This is a genomic window from Brevibacterium linens ATCC 9172 (assembly GCF_900169165.1).
Classification (GTDB): Bacteria; Actinomycetota; Actinomycetes; order Actinomycetales; family Brevibacteriaceae; genus Brevibacterium; species Brevibacterium linens.
In genome coordinates this window covers 179,539-199,599 of sequence record NZ_FXYY01000003.1, presented here as the reverse complement: position 1 = coordinate 199,599, position 20,061 = coordinate 179,539, and the positions used below count along the sequence as shown (strand labels likewise).

The 20,061-nt window shown below is 63.7% G+C and carries 21 protein-coding genes and 1 tRNA gene; 2 read left to right on the top strand and 20 right to left on the bottom strand.

Features of this window, described 5'->3' with window-relative positions; translation table 11 throughout:
• Positions 1 to 167: 167 nt before the first annotated feature.
• The 6 genes from BLIN9172_RS04055 to BLIN9172_RS04030 form a co-directional block, all read right to left on the bottom strand.
• Positions 168 to 1,748 carry a GTPase gene (locus tag BLIN9172_RS04055; protein WP_101553946.1) on the bottom strand — a complete coding sequence of 527 codons (1,581 nt, stop codon included), beginning with the start codon at positions 1,746 to 1,748 and terminating at the stop codon, positions 168 to 170.
• Positions 1,745 to 3,442, bottom strand: coding sequence for a dynamin family protein (locus tag BLIN9172_RS04050; protein ID WP_101553945.1), 1,698 nt, complete (start codon positions 3,440 to 3,442; stop codon positions 1,745 to 1,747). Before BLIN9172_RS04050 ends, BLIN9172_RS04055 begins: the two co-directional genes overlap by 4 nt.
• 124 nt (positions 3,443 to 3,566) lie before the next feature.
• A tRNA-Arg gene (locus tag BLIN9172_RS04045) sits at positions 3,567 to 3,640 on the bottom strand.
• A gap of 121 nt (positions 3,641 to 3,761) precedes the next feature.
• Positions 3,762 to 3,968, bottom strand: coding sequence for a hypothetical protein (locus BLIN9172_RS04040; protein WP_101553944.1), 207 nt, complete (start codon positions 3,966 to 3,968; stop codon positions 3,762 to 3,764).
• 88 nt (positions 3,969 to 4,056) lie between these two features.
• Positions 4,057 to 4,371: a thiamine-binding protein gene (locus BLIN9172_RS04035; RefSeq protein ID WP_101553943.1), complete on the bottom strand. Its 315-nt coding sequence runs from the start codon at positions 4,369 to 4,371 to the stop codon at positions 4,057 to 4,059.
• A gap of 83 nt (positions 4,372 to 4,454) precedes the next feature.
• Entirely contained in the window at positions 4,455 to 5,645 is a 1,191-nt protein-coding gene (locus BLIN9172_RS04030; protein ID WP_101553942.1) for an acetyl-CoA C-acetyltransferase, read from the bottom strand.
• 232 nt (positions 5,646 to 5,877) lie between these two features.
• Here BLIN9172_RS04030 and BLIN9172_RS04025 point away from each other — a divergent pair, with 232 nt between their 5' ends.
• Complete coding sequence (locus BLIN9172_RS04025) at positions 5,878 to 7,599, top strand: coiled-coil domain-containing protein (protein ID WP_240811975.1); 1,722 nt, start codon at positions 5,878 to 5,880, stop codon at positions 7,597 to 7,599.
• Between the two features lie 117 nt (positions 7,600 to 7,716).
• Here BLIN9172_RS04025 and BLIN9172_RS04020 read toward each other — a convergent pair whose 3' ends face one another.
• Positions 7,717 to 8,013: an Rv1322 family protein gene (locus tag BLIN9172_RS04020; protein WP_240811974.1), complete on the bottom strand. Its 297-nt coding sequence runs from the start codon at positions 8,011 to 8,013 to the stop codon at positions 7,717 to 7,719.
• A gap of 30 nt (positions 8,014 to 8,043) precedes the next feature.
• Between BLIN9172_RS04020 and nucS the strand changes: the two genes are divergently transcribed.
• On the top strand, positions 8,044 to 8,739 hold the full coding sequence (gene nucS, locus BLIN9172_RS04015) for an endonuclease NucS (protein ID WP_101553941.1): 696 nt from the start codon (positions 8,044 to 8,046) through the stop codon (positions 8,737 to 8,739).
• Between the two features lie 120 nt (positions 8,740 to 8,859).
• On the opposite strand, the gene murA is transcribed toward nucS, so the two are convergent.
• The 13 genes from murA to BLIN9172_RS03950 form a co-directional block, all read right to left on the bottom strand.
• A complete protein-coding gene (gene murA / locus BLIN9172_RS04010; protein ID WP_101553940.1) occupies positions 8,860 to 10,173 on the bottom strand; it encodes a UDP-N-acetylglucosamine 1-carboxyvinyltransferase in 1,314 nt (437 codons plus the stop codon).
• A complete protein-coding gene (locus BLIN9172_RS04005; RefSeq protein ID WP_025776910.1) occupies positions 10,173 to 10,640 on the bottom strand; it encodes a DUF2550 domain-containing protein in 468 nt (155 codons plus the stop codon). Before BLIN9172_RS04005 ends, murA begins: the two co-directional genes overlap by 1 nt.
• 22 nt (positions 10,641 to 10,662) lie before the next feature.
• Positions 10,663 to 10,923 (bottom strand): F0F1 ATP synthase subunit epsilon, encoded by a 261-nt coding sequence (locus tag BLIN9172_RS04000; protein ID WP_101553939.1) that lies wholly within the window; start codon positions 10,921 to 10,923, stop codon positions 10,663 to 10,665.
• A 3-nt stretch (positions 10,924 to 10,926) separates the two neighbouring features.
• A complete protein-coding gene (gene atpD / locus BLIN9172_RS03995; protein WP_025776912.1) occupies positions 10,927 to 12,375 on the bottom strand; it encodes a F0F1 ATP synthase subunit beta in 1,449 nt (482 codons plus the stop codon).
• 26 nt (positions 12,376 to 12,401) lie between these two features.
• Complete coding sequence (locus BLIN9172_RS03990) at positions 12,402 to 13,334, bottom strand: F0F1 ATP synthase subunit gamma (RefSeq protein WP_101553938.1); 933 nt, start codon at positions 13,332 to 13,334, stop codon at positions 12,402 to 12,404.
• 31 nt (positions 13,335 to 13,365) lie between these two features.
• Positions 13,366 to 15,000: a F0F1 ATP synthase subunit alpha gene (gene atpA / locus BLIN9172_RS03985; protein WP_101553937.1), complete on the bottom strand. Its 1,635-nt coding sequence runs from the start codon at positions 14,998 to 15,000 to the stop codon at positions 13,366 to 13,368.
• Between the two features lie 81 nt (positions 15,001 to 15,081).
• Positions 15,082 to 15,888, bottom strand: a complete 807-nt coding sequence (locus BLIN9172_RS03980; protein ID WP_101554043.1) for a F0F1 ATP synthase subunit delta — start codon at positions 15,886 to 15,888, stop codon at positions 15,082 to 15,084.
• The gene (locus tag BLIN9172_RS03975) at positions 15,888 to 16,439 is read right to left on the bottom strand and encodes a F0F1 ATP synthase subunit B (RefSeq protein ID WP_025776916.1); all 552 of its coding nucleotides are present in this window, start codon (positions 16,437 to 16,439) and stop codon (positions 15,888 to 15,890) included. The genes BLIN9172_RS03980 and BLIN9172_RS03975 overlap by 1 nt, the downstream gene beginning before the upstream one ends.
• 19 nt (positions 16,440 to 16,458) lie before the next feature.
• Positions 16,459 to 16,683 (bottom strand): F0F1 ATP synthase subunit C, encoded by a 225-nt coding sequence (gene atpE / locus BLIN9172_RS03970; RefSeq protein WP_025776917.1) that lies wholly within the window; start codon positions 16,681 to 16,683, stop codon positions 16,459 to 16,461.
• Between the two features lie 81 nt (positions 16,684 to 16,764).
• On the bottom strand, positions 16,765 to 17,577 hold the full coding sequence (gene atpB / locus BLIN9172_RS03965) for a F0F1 ATP synthase subunit A (protein WP_231488360.1): 813 nt from the start codon (positions 17,575 to 17,577) through the stop codon (positions 16,765 to 16,767).
• 263 nt (positions 17,578 to 17,840) lie between these two features.
• Positions 17,841 to 18,287, bottom strand: a complete 447-nt coding sequence (locus tag BLIN9172_RS03960) for a Cg1360 family ATP-synthase-associated protein (RefSeq protein ID WP_101553936.1) — start codon at positions 18,285 to 18,287, stop codon at positions 17,841 to 17,843.
• Complete coding sequence (locus BLIN9172_RS03955) at positions 18,284 to 19,393, bottom strand: MraY family glycosyltransferase (protein ID WP_101553935.1); 1,110 nt, start codon at positions 19,391 to 19,393, stop codon at positions 18,284 to 18,286. Before BLIN9172_RS03955 ends, BLIN9172_RS03960 begins: the two co-directional genes overlap by 4 nt.
• Positions 19,394 to 20,044 carry an L-threonylcarbamoyladenylate synthase gene (locus tag BLIN9172_RS03950; protein WP_101553934.1) on the bottom strand — a complete coding sequence of 217 codons (651 nt, stop codon included), beginning with the start codon at positions 20,042 to 20,044 and terminating at the stop codon, positions 19,394 to 19,396.
• Positions 20,045 to 20,061: the final 17 nt, after the last annotated feature.

Genomic DNA, 20,061 nt, shown 5'->3' with positions numbered 1-20,061 from the left:
GGGACCATGCGGTCTTCGGTGTCCGCATGGACCTCCAGTCAGCCCGATCCTCCGGTCCGGTGTCCAGGGTCAGAAAATGCCCTGTGGACAGTGGTTCTGCGTCCACAGGGCATCACGGTCGGAGTCGTACGCGTTGTGTGTTCGAGTCCGAGGTGCATGTCTGCGACTCAGCCGAGCATCTCGTAGGCCCGTCGGTGCTCTCCGATGACGGTCTTCACCGGGTTGAGATACGAACTCTGGGCGACGCGACCGACCGCGTCTCGCAGCCTGCCGTCGACTTCGGCGGCCGCTTCTTCAGCACCTCTGGCCCGCGCGGACTTCGCCATCAGCGAGGTCACGACGGAGCCGATGCAGCCGATCACGAACAGACCGACGCTGACGATCCAGCACCATGCCGGCAGCGCACCCGAGCCGATCGCGGCGACGAGCGCGGAGACGATGATGCCGAGCAGACCGATGATCGAGGCGACGAAGAAGATGATCTGCAGGGTATGTGCCAGCGACCACCAACCGGGACTCTGCCGGGCGATCTCCACAGCTGTCACGGCCGAGTCGAGGTTCTGAGACAGTTCGTCCGTGCTCTTCTTCTCTGCCGCCGCGGCCTCGTTCTGCCATGCCTGCGGCATGGTCGACACGGATCCTGCGATGAGTTCGTGAGCCATGAGACGGACATGGGAGCTCTGGGCCCGCGTCGTCGCCGGCACCGAGGCGCGGACGAGCTCGTCCCGATCCTGACCGTGCTTGGCGCCCAAGGGGTCGGGCGCGTTGCGCTGTGCCCATGCGAGGACAGGGTAGCCGGTCTGCCGATAGGCACGGCGGATGTAATCGTCGTGCACCGTCTGTGCCACAGCTTCGACACCTGCGGCTTCCGACATCGTCTCGACCAGTCGGGATGCGCCTGGCAGTTCGTCCGGGGATGAGACCGGTTCTCCGAGATCCTTCCGGATCCGTTTGGCCATCGCCTGCATATCGGCCAACAGCCTCTCGGCAGCGGCATCGTTGGAGTCGACGGTATCGGCGAGGATGCTGCGGATCTCCGGGATGCCTTCTCGGGTCGTAGCCGAGGAGATGCGCACGTTCGTCTCGCTCAGCCCATCTTCGTTGAGCAGCTGGCGCAGATGATCGGTTGCGGCCTTCTGCTCCTCCGGACTGAGTTTGTCGATCTGATTGAGCACGACGACCATGTTCGCACTGTTTTCGGCGAGCTTGGTCAGGTACTCCGAATGCAGTGAGAAGTCGGCGTATTTCTGCGGGTCGACGACCCAGAACACGACGTCGACGAGTCCCACCAGCCGATCCGACTCGACACGGTGTTCGACAGCCGTGGAGTCGTGGTCCGGCAGGTCGAGCAGGATCAGTCCGTGCAGGCGTCGCTGATCGTCGCCGTCGAGGGCCGATTCGCGCCAGGTGCGGCTGCGTTCGGGCACGTGCAGCCAGTCGAGGACATCGTTGCCGCCTTCGCCCCAGACGCATGCGGTCGGGCGTGAGGTCGTGGGTCGACGCACGCCGACGCGGGCGATCTCGAGACCGGCAACCGCGTTGAACAGCGAGGACTTGCCGGACCCGGTGGAGCCGGCGAACGCCACGACCGTGAAATCCTCCCCCAGTCCCAGCCGGTCGTCGGCCCGGTCGAGCAGATTCTGGGCATCGGCGCGAACGTCTCCGGCCAGCTTGTCCTCACTCAGTGACAGCGCATGTCGGATTCCTTCGGCGAGGCGCCGGATCTCGGTCTGTGCAGAACTGTTCACAATGCCACCTCAAGTCGTTCACCGGAGGCGCGCAGGGCGCCCGCTTGCCGCGCCGGTACCGCGGATAGGCTCAGTGCGTTGTCGAAGGGAGTCCGACAGCCCGCGACGATCCCGCCAGCGGCATCGAGGAAGCGCTGACGGATCGACGCGATGAGTCCGGCAGCCTCGTCCGCTCCGAAGATCGTCTCTGCGAGATTGAGTGCGACTCCGGCTCCCTGCGAAGTGGTCTGCCCGGCGTCGTGGGTGCGCTGCGGATCCCAGAAGGCCGCGTATTCGACGACGGCGCACACGCCTGCAACGCCGAAGGAGAGGATTCGGGACTTGGACTTCTTACCCTGACCGATATCGCGGACCAGCGCATTGACCTCGTCGGACCACTGGCTCACCGCCGACTTCACCGCATCCTCGAGCCCGACACCGACCGTGCGCAGTTCAGGCTGGTCTTCGATGAGTGCCGCGCCTGCAGCTGTATTGCGCCACTCGGCATTGACCTCATCGACCGCGTCGATGGCCTGTTCCCGCAGCGAGACCGCCGCACTGCGCAGAATGGCCACGTGCAGAGGTGTGGCAGCGTCATGTTTGCCGGTCACCGCCGCGGAGATGCGATCGCGCATCCGAGCCATCGTCGGCTCCAGGCCGCGGAACAGCTGCCCGGTGCCCACGAAGTCCTGCCAGCGGGCATTGACCTCACCGTGCAGGACCCGTCCGTCGGAGAAGACGTCGACGAGTCCCGATTGGGCAGTTCGGAAACTCGCCTCCAACGAACCGGCCAGAGTGCTGTGGGCCGCTTCCTGATTCTCAGCGAAATCGGCGAGTTCGCGAACTCGTGCGGGCAGGGCGGCGATGGCACCTGCGAGCGTGCGATTGCGGATGCGTTCGAGGGAGCTGCCCTCCGTGCCGACCTGTGAGATCCACGACCGAATCGGATAGATCGCCGCATGAGGCAGCAGCCCCTCTTCGAGTTCGAGCTCGGCGACGGAGAAGATCGGTGAGTTCGCCAGTCCCGCATCAGCGAGCAGGCTGGACAGATGATGCCTGACTTCGCGGTTGGCTTCGGGCGGAACCCGGTCGAGCACGATGGCGACCGAGGTGCTTCGCACAGCCGCAGTCTTCAGCAGGGTCCACGGGGCGGCATCGGCGTACCGGTTCGCCGTCGTCACGAACAGCCACAGGTCTGCACTGAGCAGCACCCTGCGCGAGAGTGCACGATTCGTCTCCGAGATGGAGTCGATATCGGGGCAGTCGAGGATGGCTGTGCCTGCTTCGATGTTCTCATCGGCGATGAGGACGACTCCGGGCACGCTCGACTGCGGGTCGGAGCTGCGCGGCAGTTCAGGCAGATAGTGTTCGGGCTCGAAGGACTTGGCATCGGCGGGATTGAAGATGACGACCGGGTTGCCCGTCGTCGGTCGACGCACTCCGGCGGGGCTGACTCTGCGGCCCACGAGGGAATTGACCAAGGTCGATTTGCCTGCACCGGTCGAACCGCCCACTGCGATGAGGAACGGAGTCCGTGATCGATTGATCCGCGGCAGCACGTAGTCGTTGAGTTCGGAGCTCAGTGTCGAGTGTGCTGCGCGAGCGTCGGCGAAGTCGTCGCTGCGCAGGGTGAAGCGCGTCTCCGACACTCGCTTGACGATATCGTTCAACGCTTGGCCGACCGGCAGCGTCACGGCACTCTTACTCTCAGTCATCACGCCTCCACTCTCTATGTTTACCCAGCTCCGCACCAACTGCCACGCCGTATCGGCGCGGAATTGCTCAGCGGCTGAGCTGACCGCCCGATTCCGCCCGATAGGCGGATGCGGGCATAGGAAGCGCCCCCGGCGGGGCTCGAACCCGCGACCTACCGCTTAGAAGGCGGTTGCTCTATCCGACTGAGCTACGGAGGCTCAAACATCGTAACCGATGCCCGGAGGAGAACAGAAAGCGGCCCCGATTCGACGCGGACTGTCTCAGTCGCCGCCGCGAATCAGGGCCGGATCGCTGCCGTGGCAGCTCGGCAGGAGAATCTCAGTAATGACGGGCCGCGTTCTCCATCGACTTGCGCACTGTCACAAAGGACACGGCAATCACTCCTGTCATCGCAAGGATGACTGCTGCGGCTTCGATGCCGAACGCGAAGTCGACGATGATCGGAAAGAATCCCGCGAGCATAAAGCCCACCAACGCGACGAGCGTGAGTGCCGTGGCAACAGAGAAGAGCTTTGCACCATTCATTGTCCATCTCCTTCGTTCGATGCATCCGATGGAGATGGACTAACGCCAGATGAGACTCACGTCACTGAGAATTTCGGAAGAATCGGACTCAGGACTCTTCGCGGGCGCCGATCGCCTTCTCCAGACGCTCGAGTTTGCCGTCGATCTCTCCGGTGTAGCCGGGCCTGATATCGGCCTTGACCACCAGCGACACCCGAGTGCCGAACTCGCCGACCGCCTCGGTGGCGTCTTTGATGACCGCGAAGACGTCGTCCCATTCGCCTTCGATAGTCGTGAACATCGAGTCCGTGCGGTGCGGCAGGCCGGACCTGCGGACGATCTCGACGGCCGCGGCCACGGCGTCATGGACCGAAGCATCGGTCCCTTCTCCCCCGCTGGGCGCGACTGAGAATGCTGCGAGCATGATGGTCCTTCCTTTCGAGCGCGGTGGGGAGCAGATCGACTCCCCACCGTCTCATCTCTCTGGCTTCGAGTGAACGATTCTGCTCAGGACCGAGCAGGAACTGTCACGATGAGCGAATCGCCTTGCCCACCGCCGCCGCAGAGCGCTGCGATGCCTGTGCCGCCGCCTCGGCGCTGGAGCTCGAGGGCAAGTGTGAGGACGACTCGGGCACCCGAGGCACCGATCGGGTGGCCCAGCGCAACGGCGCCTCCGTTGACATTGACCTTGTCCTCGTCGATGCCGAGGTCCTTCGCGCTGGCCAGACCGACAGCGGCGAAGGCTTCGTTGATCTCGTAGAGATCGAAGGAGTCGGCCGCAACGCCCTCGCGTTCGGCGGCGGCCTTGATGGCCTGGGAGGGCTGATGCTGGAGAGTCGAGTCCGGTCCGGCGGTCCAGGCATGCGACCGGATCTCCGCAAGGATCGGAGCGCCGAGCTCCTCGGCCTTCTCACGCGACATCACCACGACGGCGCAGGCTCCGTCGGAGATCTGCGAGGCGTTGCCGGCGGTGATCGTTCCATCCTTGCGGAAGGACGGACGCAGCGTGGACAGGGAGTCGACAGTCGTGTCCGGGCGCACCCCCTCATCGGCGGAGACGGTGACATCGCCCTTGCGCGAGCTGATGGTCACGGGAACGATCTCATCAGCGAAGGCACCGGTCTCCTGTGCCGCCGCAGCGCGCTGGTGCGAACGAGCGGAGAAGGCGTCCTGCTCGGCGCGGGAGAACTCCCGGTCACCGGCGTTGGCCTCCTCGGTCAAACCGCCCATGGCCTGATCGGTGAAGGCGTCCCAGAGACCGTCGTAGTCCATGTGGTCTTTGACGACGACATCGCCGTACTTATAACCCGAACGCGATTTCATGAGCATGTGCGGCGCCTGGCTCATCGACTCCTGACCGCCTGCCACGACGACGTCGTACTCGCCGGCGCGGATCAGCTGAGCGGCCTGAGTGATCGTATTGATCCCCGACAGGCACAGCTTGTTCACCGACACGGCCGGAACAGACATGGGGATGCCGGCCTTGACTGCAGCCTGTCGACCGGGACCCTGACTGTCCCCGGCCTGGAGAACCTGACCCATGATCACGTAGCCGACGTCGGAGCCCTGGATGCCGGCGCGATCGAGAGCACCGGCGATGGCTTCGGCGCCGAGCTCGACGGCGCTGAGTTTCGACAGCTCGCCCTGCAGCCGCCCGAACGGTGTCCGTGCTCCGGCCACGATTACTGCATCAGCCATATTTCCTCCTCGGATTTCCGCGCTGCGGACTCGTGTCCGCAGCACGTATGCGTTTCAACGTCCTCCAGCCTAGTCGAGGCACATGTGGCCTGCATCACTGGGTCTCCACAGCCCTGGCTGCGGCCCTGTCCACACTCGCGCATTCGCACCCAACACTCATGGAGTCTCCGTTAGAGTAGGACGAGGACAGCCCAAGTACACCCCCTTTCCACGATGACAGGAGTTCGCTTCAGTGACGCCCACCGAAGAATTCCGCACAGCGATGCGCGGCTACGAGAAGAGTGAAGTCGATTCGCGTCTGCAGCAGCTGCGCACCGAGGTCGAATCGGTCCGCAAGGCTCTGGCCGATGCGCGCAGTCAGGTCATCAATGCAGATCGGGCGAAGCTGCAAATCGCCGGAGAGCTGTCCGAAGCCAAGGCACAGCTGAAGAAGGCTGCCAACGACAACGCGGAGGCCGCCGGCCCTCCCGGAAGCCGCATCGATCATCTGCTCAAGATCGCCGAATCGCAGGCCCGTGAGACCCTCGCCCAGGCCAATTCCGACGCCGAGACGATCCGGAACAAGGCTCGCGCCGAGGCCGCCTCCGCACGTGCGCGCATGCACACCGAGAGCAACGACACCTTGTCCAATGCCCGCTCGGAAGCCGATGCGATCACGTCCTCGGCCGAGCTGCGCGCCGAAGAGACGATCAAGGCCGCGGAGAAGCGCGCTGCCGAGCTCAGCGCGACCACCGAACGCGAGACCAACCAGGCCAAGGAAGCGAATGCCGCTTCTGCGAAGGAAGCTCGCGAGAGTCTGGATCTCGAGCTCTCCGAGCTGCGAGCGACCGCCGAGAAGGAAGCTGCCGACCTGCGTGCCGAGGCCAAGACCGAGGCAGAAGAGACAGTTGCCGCTGCACAGGCACAGGCCGATGAGCTGCTCAAGGCCGCAAAGGCCCGTGACGAGGCGTCGAAGAAGGCCGGAAACGACTTCGACGTCGAACTCGCGAACAAGCGCAAAGAAGCCGAGTCCGAACGAAAGAAACGCTACGAAGAGGCACAGGCCGAGAACAAGAAGCTCGTCGAAGAGGCTCAGGCCCGTGCGGCGAAGGCCGACACCGAGGCGAAGGAAGCTGCCGAGCGTGCCGAGCAAACGCGCACCTACGCAGTGAAGAAGGCCGATGAGATCATCGCCGATGGCAAGTCCCGTGCGCAGACTCTCATCGCCGAAGCGCGGGCCACTGCCGAGGCGACCATCGAGGAGTCCGCGGCCGAGGCCAAGCGCAATGTCGCCTCCGCCCAGTCGCAGGTCGATCTGCTCACGAAGCAGCGCAAGACGATCACTGCTCAGCTCGATCAGCTCCGTTCGCTGTTCGCAATGCCCGGGATCATGGGCGGCGACTCAGTGGATCCGGCGAAGGCCGAATCGGCGTCTCAGGCCACCGAGCAGATCGCCGACGGACCGGAGCTCGAAGACCTGCTGGCCGACGATGACTCTTCGGATGCGGCGAAGTCCGAGGAGTCGGCAACGTCGACCGATGATGCGAAGTCCGACGATTCCGCGAAGCCCGACGATTCCGCGAAACCGACCGAGGACGCGTCGTCGACCGACACCACTGCCGAATCCTCGAAGACCGAATCCACGAGCACGAAGTCGACCGAATCCACGAACTCGAAGTCGACCGAATCCACGAACTCGAAGTCGACCGGATCTGCGAAGAACGATGGGCCCACAAACAAGGGCAGCAGCTCCGCGAAGACTTCCCGCCCGTCGGCCGACGGGGCGAAGTCGACACCTGATGCGAAGAACGCTTCGGGGGCGAACGCCGACTCTGCCGTTGAAGACAAGGACACCGCGGGCACGGATCTGCCCAACGGTGCCACCGACGAGGACACCATCTCGATCGATGCGCAGGTCTCCGGATCGAAGGACAACAACTCGAAGACCTCACGCTCGCGCAACTCGCTGCGCTGAGGCCGCCTGAGACGTTCATGACGAAGGGACCCGCTGATGCGGGTCCCTTCGACGTTTCCGGCTACGGGCGGCGTTCGCAGACGACCGTTCATCCGACCGACTGCAGGCGGCCTGAGATCACCGGAAGCGATCGAAGCAGCGCCGATGCCAGTGGCGTCTGCTCTCGACCCCGATCTCGATTCCGTGCGGGGCATCCTGCCGCCAGGCAACGATATGGGTCGAGGCGGCACTGACGTCGCGGCCGCAGCCCGGGCAGACGTAGACCTTGCCGGATTCGTTTCCCTTCACAGTCTGCACGGACCAGGTTCCATCCGGCAGTGAACGGCTCGTCCTCACACCTGCCGTGGACTCGGACAGATCGCGGGGAGCCTGCTGCCATTTGTTCTTGCGACGCGAGGATGAAGATCGTGGCATTGAGTCATTGTCTCACGTAGGCTGAAGCGCGTGCGTCTAGTCATAGCCCAATGTTCCGTTGATTATGCCGGTCGTCTGACCGCCCACCTTCCGATGGCGACTCGCCTCATCATGCTCAAGTCCGACGGCTCGGTGCTCATCCATTCCGACGGCGGGTCCTACAAGCCGCTGAACTGGATGACTCCCCCGTGCACGGTTCGGCACATCGAACCCGATGACGAGCAGGCAGAGGCCGGCCTGACTGAGTTGTGGGAGGTTTCGCAGTCGAAGACGGGAGACCGCCTTGTCATCTCCATCGCCGAAGTCCTCGCTGACGACACCTATGAGTTCGGCGTCGATCCGGGGTTGGTCAAGGACGGTGTCGAAGCGCATCTGCAGGAGCTGCTCGCCGAGCACATCGAGACCCTCGGCGATGGCTACAGTCTGGTTCGCCGCGAATACATGACGGCCATCGGTCCGGTGGACATCTTGGCTCGGGACGACGGACAGAAGTCAGTGGCTGTGGAGATCAAGCGCCGCGGCGATATCGACGGTGTCGAACAGCTCACTCGCTATCTCGAGCTGATGAATCGCGATCCTCTCCTCAGTCCGGTCCACGGTGTCTTCGCAGCTCAGGAGATCAAACCGCAGGCACGCACGCTCGCTGAAGATCGGGGCATCCGCTGCGTCGTTCTCGACTATGACGCACTGCGCGGAATGGACGACCCCGAGACACGCCTGTTCTGACCCTGGCCCTCCCGATGCGCGGGAAGAGGTCGACGAGAACAGATCGCTCACCGGACACGGAAGAGCTCTGCCGGACTCGGAAGCCGGTGATCCCTCGACGGGCAGCGATGTGTGGGAGGTTCAGCCGAAACTGAGGACGTCGCGCTTTACGACCCGTTGAACGTCGACGCCGAGGCTGCGCAGGTTATCGACGAAGTTCTCGTAACCGCGTTCGATGTGGTCGATTCCGGACACTTCGGTCACTCCCCCGGCGCGCAGTGCGGCCATGACCAAGCCCGCTCCCGCTCGAATGTCAGAGGCCTCGACTTCGGCGCCGGAGAGGCTTTCGCTGCCGGTGACCAACGCGTGGTTGCCGTCGATGCGCACCTTCGCACCGAGACGTGCGATCTCCTGAACGAAGCGCCAGCGTGCTTCGAACAGGTTCTCCGAGAGCAGACCGATTCCGTCGGAGACCGAGTTCAGTGCGATGACGAACGGCTGCAGGTCGGTCGGGAATCCGGGAAACGGCATGGTGGCGACCCGGATGGCGTGAGGACGCTGAGCACCGATGACACGGAACCCCTTGCCTTCGGTCCCATCCCCGAGGATGATCTCGCCGAGGTCGTCGACCGTGGCGCCCGAATCACGCAGCTTCATTCCGATGTTGGGCATGATGTCGAGCCCGACTCCGCGCACGGTCACGTCCCCTGCGCTCAAGGCGGCGCCGAAGGCGAAAGTCCCGGCGACGATGCGATCGCCGACTGTGCGATGGGTCACCGGCTGCAGCGATTCGACACCGGTGATGGTGAGGTCGGACGTGCCCACTCCTTCGATCTGCGCACCCATCTCGACGAGCATCGTGCAGATGTCGACGATCTCGGGTTCGCGGGCCGCGTTGGCGATGGTGGTGGTGCCATGGGCGAGGGTTGCCGCCATGACGAGATTCTCGGTGGCACCGACGGAAGGGAATTCGAGGACGATCTCGGTGCCGCGCAGACCGTTCGGAGCCTCGGCGACGAAATAGCCGTGGTCAAGATGGACGACTGCTCCCAGTGCCTCGAGCCCGGCCTGGTGCATGTCGAGTCCGCGGGAGCCGATGGCATCTCCGCCGGGAAGTGCCACATGCGCGGCGCGCATCCGTGCGGTCAGCGGACCGAGGACGGAGATCGACGCCCGCATCGCACGGACGAGTTCGTAGTCGGCCTGGATGCCGACTTCGGCGGGGACGTCGATGACGACGACACCGCCGTCGGCGTCATAGTCGACCGTGCAGCCGAGGCGGACGAGCAGTTCGACCATGATTCGCACGTCGAGGATGGCCGGGACGTTCGTGATGGTGGTGCGTCCCACCGCGAGGAGACTCGCAGCCATGAGCTTGAGGACGCTGTTCTTGGCGCCTCTGACATCGATGGTTCCCGTCAGCTGTGCGGGCCCGGTCAGGCGGAAGACATCCATTAGGTGAACCGTCCCATCGTCGGATTGAAGCCAGGGGGTGATGATTCGAGCCACGAAGCCATCGTGGACAGGGATTCGGTGTCCATCGCCAGCGACACCGAGCGCGGACGACCGTCCGCTTTGCCGTACGAGCAGTCGACGACGACCGCTTCGGGCAGAACCGAGTACTGCTCACCGGAGGTCGGCTTGCGCCGGACGAGGATGTCCAGATCCGCGCGCGGCAAGCGGAATGCGGCACGGCGCGTGAGCGCGAAGACCGGATACCAGTCCAGGGATGTGACGGAGAACACCGCCACGCCCAAACGCCAACGTGGGCGAGAAGAATACTCCTCGCCCACGTTGATGGAACAGTCGAAGGCACCCGAGAGCTTCGAGATCGACCTGCGTCGGATCGTGACGACCACGATCAGCGCAAGCGCGAGTCCTACCAACGAGAGCAGAACGATCAGCAGGACAGAAGGGTTCACGGTTGCCAGTGTAACGCGCAGATCAGAAAAGTTCGGCCTGATCAGCGGCAATGATCACACGGTTGTTCTCCACCGAGAGGAATCCACCATCGGCTTTGACCCTGATGGTGTCCTCTCCCGGGGTGAGAATCCGTGCCTCGCCGTCGGCGACGACACCAAGCACGGGCTCGTGGCCCGGCAGGATGCCGATCTCGCCGTCGAGGGTACGGGCGATGACGCGCTTGGCCTCACCGGTCCATACCTCGCGATCAGCAGCCACGACATTCACTTCGAGTGTCGCCATGGCTTACTTCTGCATCTCTTCGTAGTTGCGCATGACATCGTCAAGGCCGCCGACGTTGAAGAATGCCTGCTCAGGGATGTGGTCGACTTCGCCGGAGCAGATCTTCGAGAAGCCTTCGATCGTGTCGGCCAGCGGCACAGTCGAACCGGGAACCTGAGTGAACTTTTCAGCGGTGTAGGTGTTCTGCGACAGGAACTGCTCGATGCGACGTGCACGGTGGACGACGAGCTTGTCCTCTTCGCCGAGTTCATCGACACCGAGGATGGCGATGATGTCCTGCAGCTCCTTGTTCTTCTGCAGAATCGCCTTGACCTCATTGGCCACGCGGTAGTGCTCGTCACCGACGATCAGCGGATCGAGGATGCGCGAGGACGATGCGAGCGGGTCGATCGCCGGGTACAGACCGCGCGAGGCGATGTCACGGCTGAGTTCCGTGGTCGCGTCGAGGTGGGCGAATGTCGTCGCCGGAGCCGGGTCGGTGTAGTCATCGGCGGGAACGTAGATCGCCTGCATCGACGTGATCGAGTGACCACGCGTCGAGGTGATGCGCTCCTGCAGCAGACCCATCTCGTCAGCCAGGTTGGGCTGGTAGCCCACGGCAGAGGGCATGCGACCCAGCAGGGTCGAGACCTCGGAGCCGGCCTGGGTGAAGCGGAAGATGTTGTCGATGAACAGCAGCACGTCCTGGTTCTGCACATCGCGGAAGTACTCCGCCATGGTCAGCGCCGACAGCGCCACGCGCAGACGGGTGCCTGGAGGCTCATCCATCTGGCCGAACACCAGCGCGGTGTCCTTGAAGACTCCTGCCTCATCCATTTCCATGATGAGGTCGTTGCCCTCACGGGTACGCTCGCCCACACCGGCGAACACCGAGGTGCCCGAGTGGTTGTGCGCGATGCGGAAGATCATCTCCTGGATGAGCACGGTCTTGCCGACGCCGGCGCCGCCGAACAGACCGATCTTTCCACCCTGGACATAGGGGGTCAGGAGGTCGATGCTCTTGATGCCGACTTCGAGGATCTCGGTCTTCGACTCGAGTTCGTCGAAGGACGGTGCCGGACGGTGGATGGGCCACCGTTCGGAGATCTCCAGCTCCTCGCCGTCGGCGAGGTTGAGGCAGTCACCGGTCGTGTTCCACACGTGGTGCTTGGTCACGTCTCCGACGGGAACGGAGATCGGTGCGCCGGTGTCGACGACTTCCTGTCCGCGGACGAGGCCGTCGGTCGGCTGCAGCGACACGGCTCGGACGAGTCCGTTGCCCAGGTGAAGCGCGACCTCGAAAGTCAGCTTCCGGGTGCCTTCGGACAGTTCCACCGACGCGGTCAGTGCATTGTAGATCTCGGGCACGGAGTCGAGCGGGAACTCGATGTCGACAACCGGGCCGATGACTCGGGAAATCCGGCCGAGGGCAGTGCCCTGTGCCGGAGAGGTTTCCGTTGCTGTGGCAGTCATGGTCTCTTTCTCTCTGCTCTCGCCGGTCAGTCGCCGGCTGCCGATGCCGCGAGGGCATCCGCCCCACCGACGATCTCGGTGAGTTCCTGGGTGATTTCCGCCTGGCGAGCCGTATTGGCCAACCGGGTGTAGGTCTTGATGAGATCATCCGCGTTGTCCGTGGCTGTCTTCATCGCCGCCTGTCGCGATGCCTGCTCGGATGCAGCTGCACTGAGCAGCGCCGACAGAATGCGCGAATCGATGTATCGCGGCAACAGAGCGTCGAGCACAGCCTCCGCACTCGGTTCGAACTCGTAGAGTGGGAACGCGGGGGCGTCGGACGATCCGCCGGCCTGTCCGCCGGCCGATGCCTCTTCGGCGTCGACGACCTCCAGCGGAAGCAGACGCCGGTATTCCGGGTCGTGCGTGACGCTGGAGACGAAACGGGTAAAGACGATGTAGATCTCGTCGATCCCGGAGTCGTCCGACTCCGGATCGAAGTTCTCCAACAGCGCCTCACCGATCTCGCGGGCGTGCTCGGCCAACGGGTTCTCGGAGATGCCTGTCCAGGACTTCTCGATCTTGCGATCGCGGAAGGTGTAGTAGTTCTTGGCCTTGCTGCCGACCGTGAACAGATCCACACTCTTGCCCTCGTTGCGCAGCAGCCGAATGAGTTCCTCGGCCTCGCGCAGCAGGTTCGCCGAATAGGCCCCGGCGAATCCGCGGTCGGGACCGATCACCAGGACGGCAGCACGCTTGACGTCGTCCGATTCCGTGGTGAGAACGTGGTCGACGTTCGACTCGCTGGCCACTGCCGACACGGCCCGGGTCAGGGCGTTCGCGTAGGGGCTTGCCGCCTGCGAGCGGGCAATGGCCTTCTGGATCCGCGAAGCAGCGATGAGCTCCATCGCCTTGAAGATCTTCCTCAAGGACTGAGTCGAGCGGATCTTCTGTTTGAAGACCCTCTGCTGGGCTCCCATCAGTTCTTCCTTTCGCCGTTACGGAACAGGTTCAACGCTTCTGCCGAACGATCTGCTCCTGCTCGACCTCGTCAGAGGAAGCGGCTGCGGTGTCTTCGCTTCCGGCCTTCGATCCGCTCTGGTCAGAGCTGGCGAAGTTCCGGGTGAAATCGGCCAGGACGTTCTTCAGCTCTTCGGTCGTGTCGTCGTCGAGCTTCAGCGTCTCACGGATGGTCGTGAAGATGCCGGTCTTGCGCTCGATGTGATCGTGCAGTTCGGTCTCGAACCGGAGCACGTCGCCGACCGGGATCTCGTCGAGGTAGCCATTGGTTCCGGCGAAGATCGACACGGTCTGCTTCTCGAACGGCATCGGAGCGTACTGACCCTGCTTGAGCAGTTCGGTCAGTCGCGCACCGCGAGCCAGGTCACGCTTGGTCGCATCGTCGAGGTCGGATGCGAACATCGCGAACGCCTCGAGCGAACGGTACTGGGCCAGCGAGATCTTCAGTGTGCCCGAGACGCCCTTGAGGGCCTTCGTCTGAGCGGCACCACCGACTCGAGACACGGACACACCGACGTCGACAGCGGGACGCTGACCGGCGTTGAACAGATCGGACTGCAGGAAGATCTGTCCGTCGGTGATCGAGATGACGTTGGTCGGAATGAACGCACCGACGTCGTTGGCCTTCGTCTCGATGATCGGCAGACCGGTCATCGAACCGCCGCCGAGCTCATCGGAGAGCTTCGCGCAGCGTTCCAGCAGACGCGAGTGCAGGTAGAAGACGTCACCGGGGTAGGCTTCACGGCCCGGCGGACGACGCAGCAGCAGGGACACGGCGCGGTAGGCCTCGGCCTGCTTCGACAGGTCGTCGAACACGATGAGGACGTGCTTGCCGTCGTACATCCAGTGCTGACCGATTGCCGAGCCGGAATAGGGAGCCAGGTACTTGAAGCCGGCAGGGTCCGAGGCGGGCGAGGACACGATGGTCGTGTACTCGAGCGCTCCGGCTTCATCCAGCGAACGGCGGACGCCGGCGATGGTCGAGCCCTTCTGGCCGACGGCCACGTAGATGCAGCGGACCTGCTTCTTGGGGTCTCCGGTCTCCCAGTTGGCCTTCTGGTTGATGATCGTGTCGATCGCCAGAGCGGTCTTGCCGGTCTTGCGGTCGCCGATGACCAGCTGACGCTGGCCACGGCCGACGGGGATCATCGCGTCGATGCTCTTGTAGCCGGTCTGGAGAGGCTCACGCACTTCCTGGCGGTCCATGACGCCGGCGGCCTGGAGCTCGAGCTCGCGGCGGCCGACGGTCTCGATATCGCCGAGTCCGTCGACGGGACGACCCAGCGGATCGACCACACGGCCGAGGTAGCCGTCGCCGACCGGGATCGAGAGGACCTCGCCGGTGCGGTAGACGTTCTGCTCTTCGGCGATGCCGGAGAACTCGCCGAGGATGACGACGCCGATCTCGCGTTCGTCGAGGTTCTGTGCCAGGCCCAGGGTGCCGTCTTCGAACCGCAGGAGTTCGTTGGCCATGGTGCCGGGCAGGCCCGAGACGTGGGCGATACCGTCACCAGCGGTGACGACCTTGCCGACCTCGGTCTTTTCCGAGCTCTCCGGGTTGTACGAGTCAACGAACTTCCCGAGAGCGTCCCGGATCTCTTCCGGGCGAATTGTCAGTTCCGCCATCTGGTTTCCCTGCTTCCTTTACTCAAATCTTGCGTCCGGCGACCGGTAGGCCGCCGATGCCGGAGAAGCCGGCCACTAGTGTCAACCTGCGAGCTTGCGCTGCACATCGGCCAGTCGATCGGCCACGGTCGAGTTCATCATCTCGTCGCCGACCTGCACCCGGACTCCCCCGAGCACGTCGGGATCGACCTGGACATTGAGGACGAGTTCGCGACCATAGCTGGCCGACAAAGCCGCCTGCAGCCGTTCGGTCTGCGCCTCGCTCAGAGGCTTGGCGACGGTGACGTCCGCAACCGACCGCTGCTGCCGGGCGGCGAGGATATCGCTGTACTGGTCGAGCGCCTTCGCCACACGGAGACCGCGCGGGTGCAGAGCAGCCTGTTCGACCAGCTTGATGGTGTCGGGCTGTGCCTTGCCGGCGAGCAGGTCCGTCACGAGAGCGCGCTTGCTCTCGTCGGTGGCCTGCGAATCGAGCGCGCGGGACAGCTCGTGGTTGGATTCCAGCAGACGCGCGAAGCGGAAGATCTCCTCTTCGACCGCTCCCAGCTTCGCGTCGGCCTGTGCGGCAGCGGCGATCGCTGTCACACCGGCGACTTCGAGGCTGGTGACGAGGTCCTGGGTCCGCGCCCAACGGCGGCCGACTGCCTGATCGCTGATGCGCAGAACCGCATCCGTGATCCGAGTCGAGAACAGAGTCCGCAGCAGCTGCTGCTTCCTCTCGGCCGACTCGGAGGAGTCTGCCAGAGCCTTGCGCAGTCCGACATTCTCGGCGAGGAAGCCGACGACTGCCAGAGTCTCCTCACCGATCTGTCGGGGGTCTCCCCCGGAGATCTCGGAGTTCGCGGTCTCGAGGACGGCCTGCAGGGACAATCTGCTCGACTGGAGCATCACGCCCCCTTGACCGGCTGCGCGGACGAATCGGACTCGAGATCGGAGATGAAGCGATCGACCACATTGGCCGAACGCTGGTCATCGGTGAGGGACTCACCGACGATGCGCGAAGCCAGGTCTGTGGCGAGAGTGCCGACCTCGGAACGCAGCTGCACCATGGCGGACTGACGTTCGGCGTCGATCTGAGTCTGTGCCTGAGCGATGATGCGATCAGCCTCGGTGTGAGCCTGGGCTTTCATCTCGGCGATGATCTGGGCGCCCTCTTCCTGAGCCTCGGCGCGCAGTCGTGCAGCTTCGGCACGACCGTCGGCGAGCTGCTTCTGATACTCGGCCAGAGCCTGATCGGCTTCGGCCTGCACCTTCTCGGCCTTCTCAATTCCACCCTGGATGCGCTCAGCACGCTCGTCGAGGGTCTTGTTGAAGGCGGGAAGGACGTACTTCCAGACAACCAGGAAGACGATCAGCAGACAGACGGCACTCCAGAGGATGTCGTAGGCCGCCGGGAGAAGCGGGTTCTCCGCGGAGGCGACGATGTTTACCGGAGTCATCTTTCAGTCCTCTTCGAGATCAGGGCAGGAAGAACGGGGTGGCGATACCGATGAGGGCCAGGGCCTCGATCAGAGCGATACCGAGGAACATGTTTCCGCGCAGGGCGCCGGCCATTTCGGGCTGACGAGCGGTACCTTCGATGGTCTTGCCGATGACGATTCCGACACCGACACCGGGGCCGATTGCGGCGAGGCCGTAACCGATCGTCGAAACGCTACCTGACACTTCGGCGAGCATATCCATAGGATGCTTTTCCTTTCATAATGTAGCCGGGTGGTTGGCCCGACCGTGCAACTCGTGAGTTACGGATCTGGGGGTGCGAACTCAGTGGTCGTCCGAGATCGCGGCATTGATGTACACACAGGACAGAAGAGCGAAGATGTAGGCCTGCAGCACGACGATGAGCATCTCCAGGACGAAGACGAACATGCCGCCGGCGAAGGTGACGATGCCGAAGAACTGGAATCCGTTCGCAGCGTCGAAGAGGAAGAAGCTCGTGGCTGAGAAGCAGAGGACGAGCAGGAGATGGCCGACCATCATGTTCGCGAAGAGTCGGATCGCCAGAGTGAACGGCTGAGTCACGAACTTCGTGATGAACTCGATCGGGATGAGCAGGATGTGCATCGCCGGCGGAACGCCGGGCAGGATGAGCGAATCCTTGAGGTAGCGGCCGAGGCCCTTCTCTGCGATGCCGGCCCAGTGGTAGGTCACGTAGACCACGAGGGTCAGCACGATCGGCATGCCGATGACGCCGGTGCCCGGCATGTTGAGGAACGGAATGAGCTTCGTGACGTTCCAGAAGAGGATGCCGAAGAAGATCGCCACGATGAGCGGCATGAATTTCTTGGCCTTCTCCTTGCCCATCGTGTCCTCGGCGATGCCGACCGTGACGAATTCCATGGCGAGTTCCATGCTCGACTGGAAGCGGGAAGGAATGAGCTTCATGCGCTTGGCCCAGACGGCCAGCAGCACAACGACAGCGACGGTGGCGATGATGCGGATGAGCATCACGCGGTTCATTTCGAACGGTGTGCCCTCAAAGAGGAATGAGGCTGGAAAGAACTCAGCCATCGACGGTGCGTGGAAGCCGCCTTCTGCAGCACTGACTGTTGTGTTCGCGGCGTTGAGTGTTCCCACGTTTTTACTACTCTCCCATGGTCAAGGGCCCTGATGGCCTGGCCTTGGCCCCGCACTGAAGGCGAGGCTTGAGGTTCAGGAGCGACAAAGGGCGAAGATCCGCCCAAGCACCGGGTCTACTCTACCAACTGTAGAGAGTGACCGACAAATTCATCAGGCTTCTCTGTGCAATTTCTGTCAACGATTTTATACGACACGTCATTCGTCTCTGGCCCCACCTCTCGACGTGTCTCCGAACTGCGCGGCGACGAGGCTTCCAGCGCCTATTTCGCCTCCGGATCGACATAGGGCACGCGTCCTCTGACCACGGTGATCGCTTCGACGAGCGAGGAGCCGATCACCGCGACGACGATCGTGAAGAAGGCGACCGTGCCGTCGAGCCAGGTCGCATCCTTGATGCGCCAGATGACGATCATGAAGATGAAGGCCTTGAACAGGAAACCGATGCCGAGGAACCCGGCGATCGCGGTCAGTCCCATATTCCGTCCCACGTACATGACGACGAGGGTGATGATGATGAAGACCGCGGCCAGTCCCCCGCCGACGGCTCCGCCGACGAGTCCCGTCATCCCCGAGACCAGCCAGCCGATGCCCATTCCGAGGGCCGCGACGACGAGGACGAGGATGATGCCGCGGATGAGCAGCGTCCTCCACACGCGGGTCCAGGCTGCTTCGACTTCGGTCTCTCGGCGGGGTGTCGGGTCGGTCACGAGATTTCCTCTCTGGCTTTCTGACGCATGCGAAGGGGATAGAAGGTGACGATGAGGGTGACAGCCACCAGTGCGCCGATGACACAGGCGGAGAACAGCCAGCCCTTGAAGAGGAGCAGCACCGATCCGAAGGCGATGAGCGCCGTCCAGGTGTAGAGGATGAGCACCGCACGCGCATGGGAATGTCCCAGACGCAGCATCCGGTGGTGGAGGTGTTTGGCATCGGCGGAGAACGGAGACTGTCCGGCTCGCAGTCGACGCACCACAGCGAGTCCGAGGTCGAGCAGCGGCAGGAACATCACCGCGACCGGCAGGATGATCGGCATGAAGGTGGCGAATGCTCGCTCCTGCCCGATCAGTGCCGGGTCGACCTGACCGGTGACTCGGATCGTCGAAGCGGCCAGCAGCAGGCCGATGAGCATCGACCCGGAGTCGCCCATGAAGATCCGGGCCGGATTGAAGTTGTGCGGCAGGAAGCCGAGACAGGCGCCGACGAGGATCGCGATGATGAGCGAGGCGAGGTTCGCATACGACTCCGGTGAGGCGTCACGCGCCAACCAGTAGGAGTAGATGAAGAAGGCGCTGCCGCCGATGGCGACGACTCCTGCGGCGAGGCCGTCGAGACCATCGACGAAGTTCACCGCGTTGATGGTCACGAGGACGACGAGGACCGTGACGATGATCGACATCCGCGGCGAGCCGATGATGACTCCGCCGAAGGGAATGGACAGCAGCGCCACGCCTTTGATCGCCATGAAGCCTGCGGCGAGTGCCTGGCCGGCGAGCTTCGCCATCCAATGCAGGTCCCAGATGTCGTCGATGACTCCGAGCAGACACAGCAGTCCGGCGGCTCCGGCGATGCCGACGATCGGTTCCAGTTCGACGAAGATCCGATTGAGGAAGGGCATCTGGGAGGCGAAGATGAGACCGACCAGCAGCCCGCCGAACATCGCCACTCCGCCCAGTCTCGGCGTCGGAACGGAATGCACGTCGCGCGCACGCAGCGGTGAGAAGATCTTGCCTCGTTCGGCCACCCGCTTGACCATGGGAGTCAGCAGGTACGCCACGAGGGCGGAGACGATGAGGATGAAGAGGTAGGCGCGCACTCAGCCGTCCAGGTCGATGAGCTCGGGGACGATCTCGCGCAGCTCCTCGGCGGTGATCGGCCCGCGGCGCAGGATGCGGGGCACGTCTCCGCTGAGGTCGATGATGGTCGAGGACATCCCCGATTCCCGCACTCCCCCGTCGACATAGATGTCGACGTCGTCGCCGAGCATCTCCTGCGCTTCATCGGCGGTCCGAGCTGCGGGCTGTCCGGAGATATTCGCGCTCGACACGGCCAGCGGTCCGGTGCGGGCGAGGAGAGCCAGGGCCGATTCGTCGTCGGGCATGCGCACGGCCACGGTTCCGTGGGTGTCGCCGAGGTCCCAATCGAGGGAGGGCTGGGCATCGGCGATGATCGTCAGCGGTCCGGGCCAGAACTTCGCCGTCAGCGCCAGCACGATCTCATCGACCCCATCGACGAGACCGAAGATGGTCTCCGCGCGTGGGACGAGAACCGGAGGCGGCATGTCCCGGCCGCGGCCCTTGGCAGAGAGCAGTGCCGCGACCGCCGAAGCACTGAAGGCATCGGCGGCGATCCCGTAGACGGTATCGGTGGGAATGACGAGCAGGTTGCCCGTGTCGACGACTCGCGCGCACTCGTCGAAGACGAGCTCACGGATTTCGGCTTGGCTGACGTCGAATCGTCTCGACACGAGTTCTCCGTTTCGAA